The organism is Methylobacterium sp. GC_Met_3 (genome assembly GCF_026540775.1).
In the GTDB taxonomy this organism is placed as follows: Bacteria; Pseudomonadota; Alphaproteobacteria; order Rhizobiales; family Beijerinckiaceae; genus Methylobacterium.
The window spans coordinates 1-12,944 of sequence record NZ_JALNUL010000003.1; the positions used below are offsets into that span (position 1 = coordinate 1).

Consider the following 12,944-nt stretch of genomic DNA (forward strand, 5'->3'; position numbering starts at 1 on the left):
CTAGCTGCCTTCAGCGACCGCCTGGAGCAGCGGCCCTCGTTTCGGAACTCGGTGCCCTATGCTCAGACCATCACCGACCGTGTGATGTAGGCCGGGCTACTGTTCGCGACCCCCTTTCGCTAGCCGGCAAAAAGGCGCTTCCGCCTCCCGATGAGTCGGCGATTTGGCTGGCGCCAAACTGGCGACCGATTGCCTTTCCGGTTTCCCGGAAGGGCACGCCTTCCTGGGCCGCAGCGTGGCAGGGCTCTCCGCGCGCTCCGCGTCTGAGGGCGGAGCGGTAGATGCGCGCTGCAGCGATACGGTGGGGCGAGGGCTACAGGTTTGCGCCGTCACCCAGCTGACCGGACATGCCGTTCTCGCATGCAATGGCCGCTCAGCGTCGGATTTCGATCCGACAAAATCGAATAGTCTTTATTCGAGCGTCCATCGCGTCGGACGTCAAAGCCCGACCATGTTCCGGAAAGCATGGGCAGCGTGGCGCTCAGGGAGGCGGTCGCCCGCGCCGAACAGCTTCCGCCGAAGCGATCCGGGCGCATACGCGGTCTTGTAGAGGCTGCGATCCTGAAGTTCGGGGATCACGAGGTCGATGAAGTCCGAAAAGCTCTCCGGCACGACGATCCGGCTGAGATTGAAGCCGTCCACCTCGCCTTCTTCGACCCAAGATTGCAGCTCATCGGCGACGGAAACGGCGTCGCCAGTCAACACGGCGTAGCGCCCGCCCAGGCCAAGTTCCGCCAGGAGGTCGCGCTTGGTCAACCCACGTTTCGCCGCTGCTGCCGTCGCCGACTGGATCGCGTTACCGGGACCATAGGGGATCGGCTCGTCGAGGCCGTAGCGGGCGAAGTCGATGCCTGTAGAGGCCGAGAAATGCGCGAGCCCGGCCTCGGCGCTGGCGTAGCGCATGTATTCGGCGCGCTTATCCTCGGCCTCCGCGCGGGTACGGCCGGGGATGACCGCGATGCCGATGAACACCTTCACGTCCTGCGGGTCGCGTCCGGCCGCGGTGGCCTCAGCGCGGATGGCGCGCACGGCCTCTCGGGCGGACGGCTTGTCCCGGGCCGAGATGAACACGCATTCGGCGTGCCGACCCGCGAAGGCACGGCCACGGCCGGAGGCGCCCGCTTGGTAAAGGACGGGCGTCCGCTGAAGTGAGGGCTGGCAGAGATGGGTTCCCTCGACCGCCAGGAACTCGCCGCGATGAGAAACCGGCCGGATCTTCGCCGGATCGCTGAAGACGCGTGCTGCGCGGTCACGGCGCACCGCCGCATCGTCCCAGCTTCCCTCCCAGAGCTTGTAGAGCACCTCCAGATACTCGTCGGCGTAATCGTAGCGGCGATCATGGGCCGGGAGCGCTTCGCCCCGGCCGCGATGGGCGCTTTCGAGGTAGCCGGTGACGATGTTCCAGCCGACCCGGCCGTCGGTGAGGTGGTCGAGGGTCGAGAACCGCCGGGCGAAGGTGTAGGGCGCCTCCGCGAAGACGTTGACAGTGACGCCGAAGCCCAGATGCTCCGTCACCGCCGCCATGGCCGGGACGATCAGCGTTGGGTCATTGACCGGCAATTGCACGGCCTCCCGCGCGGTCACGTCGATGCCGCCGCCGTAGATGTCGTAGACGCCGAGGATGTCGGCGATGAACATTCCGTCGAACAGGCCGCGTTCCAGAAGCTGCGCCTGATCGGTCCAATAGCGCAGCGTGTTGTAGGCGCCGGATTGGTCGCGCGGGTGGGTCCACAGGCCGTGGTGGATGTGTCCGACGCAGTTCATGTTGAACGCGTTGAGACGGATCTGCTTGCGGGGGGCCGTCATCGCGCCCGGAGCCTGCGCACCACGCTGTCGCCGGCGATCTGCACGAGACACACCAGGACGATCAGCATCGCGATCACCACGGACATCACCGGCGTGTCGAAGCGCTGGTAGCCGTAGCGGATGGCGACGTCACCGAGTCCGCCCGCACCGACCGCGCCGGCCACCGCCGAAGCGCCGATCATCGATACGACCGTGATGGTGAAGCCGCCGACGATCCCCGGCAGGGCCTCGGGCAGAAGCACGTGGAGGAGGATGTGGCGGCGGCGGCAGCCGATGGATTGCGCGGCCTCGATCAGCCCGGGATCGACCTCCCGTAGCGAGACCTCGGCGATCCGCGCGAAGAACGGCGTCGCGCTCACGGCGAGCGGGACGATCGCGGCCCAGACCCCGATGGTGGTGCCGACGACGAATCGGGTGAACGGAATCAGCGCTACGAGCAGCACGATGAAGGGCACGGCGCGGAAACCGTTCACCACCATGCCGACGAGACGGTTGGCCGGCGGCGCCGGAAAGATCCCGCCGGGCTCGGAGGTGACGAGGAACAGCGCGAGGGGAATGCCGGCGAGCACGGCGATCGCCCCGGACACGCCGACCATGAACAGGGTGTCGAACGCCGCCTGCCAGAGTCGGTCAATCATCTGCGGCGACATAGCCGATCCTTTCGACGGTTTCCCCGATGGCCCTCAGCCGGCCCTCTGCCTCGGTGCCGGCGGCGGCGATGAGCAGGTGGCCGACCGCGTGCCCCTGGATCCGCTCGATGCCGGCCTGCAGCAGGTGCACGGGCCCGCCCGTGGCCGCGACGAGAGTCGACAGGTCGGGCGGTGTCCGCCCGGAATAGGTGATCCGCAACACGGCCCTGCTGCCGGGTGTCGGGTAGGGCGTGAGCCGTCCCGCCAGATCCTCCGGCAGGTCGCGGGTCAGGGGGGCGAGCAGCGCCCGCGTCGCCGGGTGCTCCGGCGTGCCGAGAACCCGCCAGACCGGCCCGGACTCGGCGATCCGGCCCGCCTCCAGCACCACGACGTTAGTGCAGATCTCGCGGATCACGCTCATCTCGTGGGTGATGAGGATGATGGTGAGACCGAGCCGCCGGTTGATGTCGCGCAGCAGGCTCAGGATCGACACGGTGGTTTCCGGGTCAAGCGCCGAGGTCGCCTCGTCGCAGAGCAGGATCTCCGGGTCGCTCACCAGGGCGCGGGCGATGCCGACGCGCTGCTTCTGCCCGCCCGACAGGCGGGACGGATAGGTCTCAGCCTTGTCCTCAAGGCCGACGAGGCGCAGCGCCTCCTCCACCCGGTGGGCGATCTCCGCCTTGCCGACCCCCGCCACCGTGAGCGGCAGCGCCACGTTCTGGCGGACGGTCTTGGCCGAGAGCAGGTTGAAGTGCTGGAAGATCATGCCGATGCGGCGGCGCAGGGCCACGAGGCCGTCGGTCCCCAGAGCGGCGATCGGTTCGCCATCGACCAGCACCCGGCCCGATGTCGGCCGCTCCAGTCGGTTGACGGTGCGCAGCAGGGTCGATTTCCCGGCGCCGGAACGGCCGATGATGCCGAAGATCGCGCCACACGCGATGTCGAGGCAGACGTCGTCGAGCGCGAAGACCTCGCCGGCCGCAGAGCGGTATGTCTTCGAAACGTTCTCGAACCGCACGGTGCCGCGCAAGCCTGCTTCGACCCGGATGAGCGGGATCGCATCGGGACCTGCCGTTTCCCGTTGGGCCGGGCGTGCCGTCCCGAGACTGTCCAGAGCCAGGACCGCCATGGTCAATTCCGCCATGCGAGCAGATACAACTTGTCGCTGCCGGCGAAGGAGGTGTGGATCTGCTGCCTCACGGCCTCGGAGTTCTGGAAGAGGGCGACGAATTTCTTGATCGTCGGATCCTCCTTGCGCGACGCTTTGGCGACGAAGCTCACCGCGAACAGCTTGTCCTCGATTCCGGAATAGATCAGACCGCTCGTCGGATCGAAGGCGCCGGCGGCGACTATGAAATGCGGATAGCCTTGCGCGAGATCGACATCGCCGGTGATCCGCACGAGCTGCGGTCCCTCGACCTCGGTGAAGGTCAGCTTCTTCGGGTTCTCGGTGATGTCATCGACGGTGCCGAGGAAGCCGACGCCGTCCTTGAGCTTGATGAGGCCGGCTTTCTGGAGGAGCAGAAGGGCGCGCCCCTGATTCACCGGATCGTTGGCGATGGCGACCTTTCCGCCCGCCGGTATCCGATCCAGGCTCTTATGCCTGAGCGAAAACAGCCCGATATTCTGCAGGATGCCGAGCCCGACGATGTCGAACCGGTAGCCCTTCTGCTTCGCGGCGTTCTCCAGGAAGGGCCGATGCTGGAAGAAGTTCAGGTCGATATCGCCGGCATCAAGGGCGACGTTCGGCGTCGTCCAGTCGCTGAACTCGATCACCTTCAGCTCGATGTCCTGCGCCTTGGCTTCCTTGGCGACGGCGTTGAGCGCATCGCTGTAGGCGCCCGGCACGGTTCCGATCCTCAAGATCTCGGCCTCTGCCGCTATAGTGCCCAGGCACAACAGGGCGAGGGCGACGGTCTTCAGAAAGCGCATCGGTCGTGGACTCCGGTCGACCGGCTCAGGTGAGACACGGCAGGATGTCGAGGGTTCGAACTCAGTGCGGCGGCCGCGTCGCTCAGGACGGGCGGACCGGAAGGACCGAGCCGCGGTAGCGGGTGCGGATGAATGCCGCGACTTCGGCCGAAGTCAGCAACGTCCCGAGGCGCAGCACGCGGGGATCCTTCGCCAGGCCCTCGGTCGTGACGAGGACGTTCGCATACGGGTTGCCCTCGGCGCGTTCGAGCGCGAGCGCATCCCGCGCCGGCTCCAGCCCCGCTTCCAAAGCGTAATTTCCGTTGATCACCGCGAGGGCAACGTCATCGAGGGAGCGCGGTACTTGCGGTGGCGCGATCTCGACGAACCGGAGTTTCTTCGGATTCTCGATGACGTCATCAAGGGTTGCGAGTGCACCCGCGTCCTTCGTGCGCAGCCGGATCAACCCGTTGGCCTGCAGCAGCAACAGTCCGCGATTGGTGTTCGAAACGGTGTTCGACAGGGAGACGAGACCGCCGGTCGGCAGGGCATTGAGCGCTTTGACGCGGCGGCTGTACAATCCGAGCGGTTCGATATGCACCGCCGCGACGACCGCGAAGTGCACCCCCATGGCGGCCTCCTCGGTGCGAAGGAAGGGCACGTGCTGGAAGAAGTTGGCGTCGGCGTCGCCGTCCCGCAGCAGGGCGTTCGGACGAAGATCGCCCGAGATCTCAATGATCTTCAAAGGGAGGTCGGCAGCGAGCTTGTCCGCGACAAAATCGAGGATTTCCACGTGTGGAACGGACGAGGCCACGACCCGCAGCGGCGGCACTGCTGCACGTGCCGGTCCGAGGCTCAAGGCCACGGCGCCGGACAGAAATACACGACGAGTCGATGCAGGCACGGTATGCATTTTTTGAAGTCGTCTTGAAGATAAGCGTTCTTCTTCGTATCCCGAAACACAGCACTTCGTGCAAGAGTAGCAAATATCGAATTTCAACCTGTTTGAGGAGCATCGTTTCCGTGTTCCTCTGTTTGAAACGATCGATGTTCTCCCGCTCGCTGTCGTCATGGATTTCGGGCTTCGACATGAGTCGTTTCCGGGCGGCGGGCAAGTCGGGATCGTCCGCTTCGAAGGCTACCAAGCCAGCGACTGGAAAATCGGTTTTCCGTTAGTTCAGGCGCTGCCGCCGACAACATCCAATCGTGGAGCGGTAACGGCTGCGGCGGGGATTTGCGGCATGATCGGTGGGACGCCGCGCGTGGCCTCCTTGAGGAAGCCGCGATCCTCCCAACGAAATCCGGACGATCCAACGAAAAGGTCTGCCAAATATTGTGGTGCATGCAGAAGGACGTTGCGGATCGAGCCTTTGCGGGAGCAAACCATTTTTCCGCCCTCTGTCTTCGGGCGCATTTGCCGACGGATCGCGCGTCGACAGTTGTGATGGCGGTAACAATAAAATTTTTGATTGCGAGATCAAGAGACGTATAAATTACCCGATATGGTGTAGAATTGGCGGCATCATCCTTTTAATTTAAGTCGACAGCCAGAAAATACTTGGAATATCTAGCCCATGGCGGGTCGACGGGTGGTGATGAGAACATTATCTCCGGCGATTGCGATCCGGGCCGCCCGCCTTGCCGCAATTCCCTGTCCGCGTCGCGACGACACCCGGATCGCGCGGTTGAGGCGCGCGATCTTTGGAATGCCCCGCTGATTGACTTGACCGCCAGATCCTTTCCTGAGCTCTCCCATAGCCGCCGTTTCCGCAGGGCGGTGCTTCTCAAGGTATCGTTGATGTCCGCAACCCGCCGACTCGTCCTGGCCGCCGGCCTCGCCCTGGCGACCCTGCCGGGGTCGTTCGGGCAGATGGCCCGCGCCGAGGATCCGAAGGAGATCCGCCTCGATTGGGCGACCTACAATCCGGTCGGCCTGCTCCTGAAGGAGAAGGGTTTTCTGGAGGAGGCGCTGGCGCCGAAGGGCATCAAGGTCCGCTGGGTCCAATCGCTCGGATCCAACAAGGCGCTCGAGTACCTGAATGCCGGCGCGATCGACGTCGGCTCGGCGGCGGGCGCCGCGGCCCTCGTGGCGCGGATCAACGGCAATCCGATCCGCGCGATCTACGCCTTCTCGCGCCCGGAATGGACGGCCCTCGTCACCCGTAAGGACACCGGCATCGCCAAGCCCGCCGACTTGAAGGGGAAACGCGTCGCCGTCACCCGTGGTACCGATCCGCACATCTTCCTCATTCGCGCGCTCCAGGGTGCAGGCCTGACCGAGAAGGACGCCAAGCTCGTCCTGCTCCAGCATGCGGATGGCCGAACCGCCCTCGATCGCGGGGACGTCGACGCCTGGGCGGGGCTCGACCCAATGATGGCCGCGGCCGAGATCGAGAACGACGACGTGCTGTTCTACCGCGACGCGGCGGCTAACACTTGGGGCCTGCTCGATGTGCGCGAGGCGTTCGCGCAGGCCCATCCTGATCTCGTACAAGTGGTCATCGCGGCCTACGAGCGCGCCCGCGCCTACGCGCTGGCCAACCCGCAGGCGCTCAGCGCATCCCTGGTCGCCGCCACCAAGCTTCCCGAACCGGTGATCGCTCGCCAGTTGGAGCGCACCGACCTGTCGCAGCCGACGATCGGGTCGGCCCAGGCGGAAGCGATCAAAGCGGCTGGCCTTGCCCTTCAGCAGGCCGGCGTGATCCCGTCTAATACGGATGTCGCCGCCGCGGTCGATGCTCTGCTCGACTCGCGCTTCAATCCCGTCGCCGCCCGTTGAGGCGGGGATGCCGGTGTTGCGGCAGGGTGGCCGCTTCGGTCTCGGGGTCGGTCTCGCGCTCGCGCTCCCGATAGCCCTCGCGGTCGGATGGGAGATCGCGGTCGATACCGGTGCGGCATCCGGGCGCCTTTTGCCGCCGCCGAGCCGGATCGGCGCCACGCTTTTTGAACTCGCCGCGTCGGGCGATCTCCTGTCCCACGTCGAAGCGACGCTGATCCGGGTCGGCCTCGGTTTCCTCGGGGGTGCCGCCGCCGGGATCCTGATGGGCACCGCGGTCGCGATGCTGCCGCTGGTGCGCCGGATCTGCGATCCGAGCCTGCAGGCGCTGCGCGCGGTTCCGTCGCTCGCCTGGGTCCCGCTTTTCATCCTCTGGTTCGGCATCTTGGAGACGCCGAAGATCCTGCTGATCGCCGTCGGGGTGTTCTTCCCCGTCTATGTCGGCGTGTCCGGAGCGATCGCCTCGGTCGACCGCAAGCTCGTCGAGGTCGGGCGGATCTATCGGTTGTCGCGCCTCGCCATGGCCCGGCGCATCCTGCTCCCTGCAGTACTGCCCGCGACGCTGGTCGGGCTGCGCACCGGCCTCGGGCTCGGCTTCCTGTTCGTGGTCGCGGCCGAACTCATGGGGGCCTCCGAGGGCCTCGGCTACCTGCTCGTCGATGGCCAGCAACTCGGCAAGCCCGATCAGATCCTGGCCGCCATCATCGCCTTCGCGCTGGCCGGGAAGCTGGCCGACAAGCTCTTCGTCGTGCTGACGCGCCCCTTGACGCGCTGGCAGGATACGGTGCGGGAAAGCCTGTGACGGCCGAGCGCCAAGGTGGTGGCGTCTCGCGCGCTGAGATGTCCCGCTCGTTCCAGGGTTGCCTGTGCTGATCGTCGATTCCCTCTCGAAGACTTATGCGGACGGCACGCAGGCGCTTTCGGACATCGGCCTGTCGGCCGCGCCTGGCGAGATCGTCGCGCTGATCGGCGGATCCGGCTGCGGCAAGACGACCTTGCTCCGGCTGATTGCGGGACTCGATCGTGCCAGCGCCGGGGCCGTGGCGGTCGATGGCGAGACGATCCTTGAGCCGCATCCCCGTGTCGGCGTCGTTTTCCAGGAACCGCGGCTGCTGCCCTGGCTGACCGTCGCCGATAATGTCGGCTTCGGTCTGGGCGGTCTCGGGCGATCGGAGAACCGGGCGCGTGTGACCGAAGCCCTGGAGCGGGTCGGTCTGGCGGAGCATGGCCGGCGCTGGCCACGGGAGTTGTCCGGCGGTCAGCAGCAACGCGTGGCCATCGCCCGGGCGTTCGTCCCGCGACCACGGGTGCTGCTGCTCGATGAACCCTTCTCCGCGCTCGATGCCTTCACGCGCCGCGGCCTGCATGAGCAGCTGCTCGATCTCTGGGCCGCATCGAAACCCACGATCCTGATCGTCACGCATGACGTGGGTGAGGCCGTGACGCTGGCCGACCGGGTCGTGGTGATGCGGCCGAAGCCGGGCCGGCTCGAAGAGACCGTCGCGATTGATTTGCCGCGTCCGCGCGATCCGGTCTCGGCGCGCTACGAGGAGGCGGTACGCCGGGTCATGGCCGCCCTCGATCGCTCATTGCATCCCCCGATCGCGCGCCGTGACCCGGCACCAGAGATGCGGGCCGGCTGGTGGTAGAGGTCCTTCGTTGCGATCTCGAAGTCCAGACGACGATCGCGGATCAACCCGTCGGGATCGGATTGCGGCAATCGACCAAACGCCTCATCCCGGCGCGAGATCGAGGGCGTAGAGATGTTCCTTCGACGTGATGAACAGGCGGGCCTCGTCCGGGCCAAAGCAGCAGTTCGAGCAGACCTGCGGCGTCGGGATCAGCCCGAGCCGATGTCCCTCCGCCGAAAAGACCTGCACCCCGGCCTCTGAACTCGTCCAGATCCAGCCACGGCGATCCACGCAGAAGCCGTCCGGTACTCCGGGCTCGACCGTGGCGAAGACGGACGGCGCGCCGAGGCTCTGATCGTCTCCGACCGGGAAGGCGTAGATCGTGTGGCCGTCGCCGCCTTCCGTGCGCGAGGTGTCGCTGACATAGAGGGTGCGGCCATCCGGTGCGAAGGCCAGCCCGTTCGGCTGGCCGAGATCGGCCATGCGGCGCACGATCCCCGAAGTCGGATCGAAGCGGTAGACGCTGCGATGGTCGAGGTCGGGTTCTGCCAGCACCCCTTGTTTGGGTTGACGCAAACCGTATCCCGGATCGCTGAACCAGAGGGCGCCGTCGGCGGCGCAGATGACGTCGTTCGGCGCGTTGAAGCGGCGCCCCTCGTAGGTTTCAACCAGGGCGCCGTATCGGCCATCCGGAGTCGTCCGGGACAGGCGGCGATTCCCATGTTCGCAATGGATCAGGTCGCCGTTCCGGTCGACGGCGTTGCCGTTGATGAAGGGCGTCGCGTCGATGACGACGCGCACGCAGCCATCCGTATGCCAACCGAGCACGCGACGGCCTTCAATGTCCGACCACACCAAGATGTCCCGGGCCGGCCACCAAGTCGGGCCTTCGCAGAACGTGGCTTGGTCGTAGAGCGAAACCAGGCGCGCATGGTGCGGAACGGCCTCGGAGAAGCGCGGGTCCGAAGCGCGCGGGGGATCGATGTGAGATACGGGCGCCGGCGGGCCGGGCCGGCGCAGAAGGTTCGATGCGGATTGCGCGATCATGACTCCTCGGCAACGCAGCCATCCGGCGGCCGGAACGTGGCCGCCATCGGTCCGATAATCACCCGCACGCGCGGCTGTTCTGTCGCCGATCCGGATTTCCGCTGCAGGGCAAGCTCCGGTGCGAGCGTGCCAGTCGCGGTCACGGATGCGCGCGACGTATCGCCGGCGGAGTGTCCGCGGCGCGCTCCGCCCTATCGGCGCAGTCGATCGCCCCTTGATGGTTCCCGCGTCCGGTGGTCTCGTCAGGCCGTTCTGACGGCCTGCTCGGCGAGCAGGCGCAGGGCCGCGCGGTCGATCTTGTTGGTTGAGGCGAGCGGGAGCGCGTCGACGAACCAGACCCGGCGGGGATGCTGGTAGGCCGGCGCGTGGGCGAGTGCGTGCGCCTTGAGGGCGGCCTCGTCGACAAGGGCGCCGGGCCGGCGGACCACGAAGGCGACGGGCTTCGTGCCCTTGATGGCGTCGTCCACGGGCACCACGCAGGCCTGGAGCACCGCAGGGTGGCGCTCCAGCACGATCTCGACCTCGCCGGGAAAAATGTTTTCGCCGCCGGAGACGAACATGTCGTCGGTCCGGCCGACGAAATAGTAGAACCCGTCCGCGTCGCGGCGAAAAACGTCGCCGGTGTCGTAGAAGCCGTCCGCCGTGATCGGCACCGGCACGTCCGGCCGGTTGTGGTAGCCGAGCATGATCGCGGGGCTGCGCACCTGCAGGATGCCGATCTCCGGGGCGTCCGGCCAGAGGAGGCGCACTGCGACCTGGGGATGCGGCGCGCCGACCGACGCGACCGGCGTCGGCAGGCCGTCCGGATGGTCGCCGAACACGACCGGGCCGCCCTCGGTGGTGCCGTAGGCATTGAGGATGCGGGCGTTCGGCAGGAGGGCGCGGATCTGCCCGGCCAGGGCGTCGTTGACCGGCGCCGATCCCATTCGAACCGTGCGCACGCCGGTGAGGTCGGCCTCCGCGAGGAGATCCGCCTCCCGCAGCATCATGGCGATCATCGGCGGCACGGCGGTGAGCCACGTGCAGCGGTGCCGGTCGATCGCCGCGATGTAGGCCCGGGCCTCGAATTGCGGCAGCAGAACCATCGTTGCGCCGGCCGCGCAGACCAGGAGCGCCAGGGCCAGAGCGTTCATGTGATAGAGCGGCGCCGCCACGAGCAGCCGGTCGTCGCGCAGCTTCGTCTCCGCGGCGCGCGTCCGGGCCACCCAGAGATGGCTGGCATGGCTCAGCCGCACGCCCTTCGGTCGGCCCGTGGAGCCGGACGTGTAGAGGAACAGAGCCGCCTCGTCGGGCTCGGGCACGATCGGCACGAAGGGCCCGGGATCGAGCCAGGCCGCAAAACCGGCCGGCCCGCCCTCATCGAACACGGCGACGTGAATGTTGAGACCGAGCCCCGCCAGCATCGCCCAACGCGGGCCGTCGCAGAGCACGAGCTGTGCGCCGCAATCGTCGAGCACGGCGGCGATCGTGGCCGACGGAAACTTGTGATTGACCGGGACCGGGACCACGCCGGCCCGCATCGCGCCGAGAAGCGCCGCGATGGTGTCGGGCCGGTTGGCCGCGAGGATCGCGATTCGTGTCCCGCGGGCGATCCCGCCACGCGCGAGGCCGCGCGCGAAGGCGTTGGCTCGGTCGTCCAAGTCGGCGCGGGTCATCACCACGGGCTCGCCATCGGGGGCGACGCCGATGATCAGTGGCTTGTCCGGCGGCCCGGACCGGTCGACGAGGTCGCCGAGATTGGTCGCATCGGTGGCCGGGCGCATCATGGGGCTGCCCTGCACGGGAGTTGAAGGCCGAAGGCCGGCAGCGTCAGCTCGGCCTTGTCCGGCCCGTGCCGGACCCACGTTGCCGCTGGGAGGGCAGTCGCGCGGGCCTCAAGGGCATCGAGGCCGCGGAAGCGCAACGCCAAAGTGGCGAAGCGGGCCGCCGGCCCCGGCACGATCGCGATCCGCGTCGTCCCGAGCCGCAGGGTCCAGACGCCGCCCGCGGCCTCGGCCGGCGCGCCGCTCGCGGCCGCGTAGAGAGGGGCGTCAACCTCCGGTGCCGGGCTCTCGATCGTCAGCGCGTCGATGCCCGAAAAGCCGTTCGGATGGTCGAGCCATTCCGGGCGCCAGACGAGATCCGGGGTCAGGTGCTCGCAATGGTAGAGGCGACCCGCCGGAAACAAGTGTGCCGGAACCCGCACCGTGCGGAACCGGGCCGCTTCCTCGTGCCCATCGACTATCACCGGACGCGAGAAGGCGACGGGTGGGCCGGCCGCGAGCCCCAGAGCGGCAAGGCGGGCTTGGGTCACGTCCGCGTCCCGGCTTGCCACCACGAGCCCGTTCAGGCCGAACGGGCTGTCCAGAACGTCCTGTCGCTGCGCGCCGCTTTCGGGCACGCCGACGAGTTCCAGGTAGGGGCCCGGCGTCATCATCAGGTGGTTGATGGAGCCGAGCGAGTGGTGGCCGCGGGGCGTAAGCTGGAAGCCGAGGGCAGCGAACAGGTCCGCCGCCTCGTCCATCCGCCGCACCACGTTGATCACCACGTGGTCGAGGGCCCCGTCCGCCGGGGCGGCGGGGTGCGGCCCGCTCATTTGGCCGGCGCTGTCATGTAGACGCCGCGCCCGCTCGCGAGCAGGCGGCCTGAATCGTCGAGGATCTGGGCCTCGGCCACCGAGAGCTGGTTGCCGAACTTCACCACCGTGCCGCGGCAGGTGAGATCGCCCTGCATCGCGGCGCGGTGGTAATCGACGCGCAGGTCGACAGTCGGAACGCCTCGGCCGGTCCTGGAGACCAACGCCCAGTCGGCGGTGAGATCGACTAGGGTCGCCAGGATGCCGCCGTGCACGTAGCCGCGCTCGGCATTGACGACCCATTCCGGCCGCCACGTCGCCTTCAGCTCGATCGTGCCCTCGCCGACGGCGACCACGGAGAGACCGAGCCACTGGTGGAACGGGCCGCGCAGCAGCAGCGCCTCGACCTGCTCCTTGCTGAGGGGGGTGTCGGACATGGCTTCGGGATCTCCTCGGGCAGGACGCTCCTCCCCCCCTTGTGGGGAGGAGTTGGAGGTGGGGGTGGCTCAGAATGGGGCGCTGCGGTGCCTTCTGCACCACCCCCACCCCTGACCTCCCCGCAAGGGAGAGGGGAAAGCCCCGCGGTGCGA

General features: G+C 67.5%; 13 protein-coding genes. 3 read left to right on the forward strand and 10 right to left on the reverse strand.

Annotated elements, in window-relative coordinates:
- Positions 1 to 438: 438 nt before the first annotated feature.
- From OXS27_RS05410 to OXS27_RS05435, 6 genes are all read right to left on the reverse strand, one after another.
- A complete protein-coding gene (locus tag OXS27_RS05410) occupies positions 439 to 1,806 on the reverse strand; it encodes an LLM class flavin-dependent oxidoreductase (protein ID WP_267354818.1) in 1,368 nt (455 codons plus the stop codon).
- Positions 1,803 to 2,456, reverse strand: coding sequence for a methionine ABC transporter permease (locus tag OXS27_RS05415; RefSeq protein ID WP_267354820.1), 654 nt, complete (start codon positions 2,454 to 2,456; stop codon positions 1,803 to 1,805). The genes OXS27_RS05410 and OXS27_RS05415 overlap by 4 nt, the downstream gene beginning before the upstream one ends.
- Positions 2,437 to 3,564, reverse strand: coding sequence for an ATP-binding cassette domain-containing protein (locus OXS27_RS05420; protein WP_267354822.1), 1,128 nt, complete (start codon positions 3,562 to 3,564; stop codon positions 2,437 to 2,439). Before OXS27_RS05420 ends, OXS27_RS05415 begins: the two co-directional genes overlap by 20 nt.
- 2 nt (positions 3,565 to 3,566) lie before the next feature.
- Positions 3,567 to 4,367: a MetQ/NlpA family ABC transporter substrate-binding protein gene (locus OXS27_RS05425; protein ID WP_267354824.1), complete on the reverse strand. Its 801-nt coding sequence runs from the start codon at positions 4,365 to 4,367 to the stop codon at positions 3,567 to 3,569.
- Between the two features lie 82 nt (positions 4,368 to 4,449).
- On the reverse strand, positions 4,450 to 5,346 hold the full coding sequence (locus tag OXS27_RS05430) for a MetQ/NlpA family ABC transporter substrate-binding protein (RefSeq protein WP_267354826.1): 897 nt from the start codon (positions 5,344 to 5,346) through the stop codon (positions 4,450 to 4,452).
- 177 nt (positions 5,347 to 5,523) lie between these two features.
- Positions 5,524 to 5,760, reverse strand: coding sequence for a hypothetical protein (locus OXS27_RS05435; RefSeq protein ID WP_267354828.1), 237 nt, complete (start codon positions 5,758 to 5,760; stop codon positions 5,524 to 5,526).
- 384 nt (positions 5,761 to 6,144) lie between these two features.
- On the opposite strand from OXS27_RS05435, the gene OXS27_RS05440 reads away from it, so the two are divergent.
- The 3 genes from OXS27_RS05440 to OXS27_RS05450 all read left to right on the forward strand — a co-directional run bounded on the left by OXS27_RS05440 (position 6,145) and on the right by OXS27_RS05450 (position 8,771).
- On the forward strand, positions 6,145 to 7,125 hold the full coding sequence (locus tag OXS27_RS05440) for an aliphatic sulfonate ABC transporter substrate-binding protein (RefSeq protein ID WP_267354830.1): 981 nt from the start codon (positions 6,145 to 6,147) through the stop codon (positions 7,123 to 7,125).
- A 7-nt stretch (positions 7,126 to 7,132) separates the two neighbouring features.
- Positions 7,133 to 7,924 (forward strand): ABC transporter permease, encoded by a 792-nt coding sequence (locus OXS27_RS05445; RefSeq protein ID WP_267354832.1) that lies wholly within the window; start codon positions 7,133 to 7,135, stop codon positions 7,922 to 7,924.
- Between the two features lie 64 nt (positions 7,925 to 7,988).
- Positions 7,989 to 8,771, forward strand: a complete 783-nt coding sequence (locus tag OXS27_RS05450; protein ID WP_267355297.1) for an ABC transporter ATP-binding protein — start codon at positions 7,989 to 7,991, stop codon at positions 8,769 to 8,771.
- An 84-nt stretch (positions 8,772 to 8,855) separates the two neighbouring features.
- Here the strand turns inward: OXS27_RS05450 and OXS27_RS05455 are convergent, their stop codons facing one another.
- The 4 genes from OXS27_RS05455 to OXS27_RS05470 form a co-directional block, all read right to left on the reverse strand.
- Positions 8,856 to 9,800 (reverse strand): SMP-30/gluconolactonase/LRE family protein, encoded by a 945-nt coding sequence (locus OXS27_RS05455; RefSeq protein WP_267354834.1) that lies wholly within the window; start codon positions 9,798 to 9,800, stop codon positions 8,856 to 8,858.
- Between the two features lie 242 nt (positions 9,801 to 10,042).
- Positions 10,043 to 11,566, reverse strand: coding sequence for a class I adenylate-forming enzyme family protein (locus tag OXS27_RS05460; protein WP_267354836.1), 1,524 nt, complete (start codon positions 11,564 to 11,566; stop codon positions 10,043 to 10,045).
- Positions 11,563 to 12,375 carry a VOC family protein gene (locus OXS27_RS05465; RefSeq protein WP_267354838.1) on the reverse strand — a complete coding sequence of 271 codons (813 nt, stop codon included), beginning with the start codon at positions 12,373 to 12,375 and terminating at the stop codon, positions 11,563 to 11,565. Before OXS27_RS05465 ends, OXS27_RS05460 begins: the two co-directional genes overlap by 4 nt.
- Entirely contained in the window at positions 12,372 to 12,791 is a 420-nt protein-coding gene (locus OXS27_RS05470) for a PaaI family thioesterase (protein WP_267354840.1), read from the reverse strand. The genes OXS27_RS05465 and OXS27_RS05470 overlap by 4 nt, the downstream gene beginning before the upstream one ends.
- Positions 12,792 to 12,944: the final 153 nt, after the last annotated feature.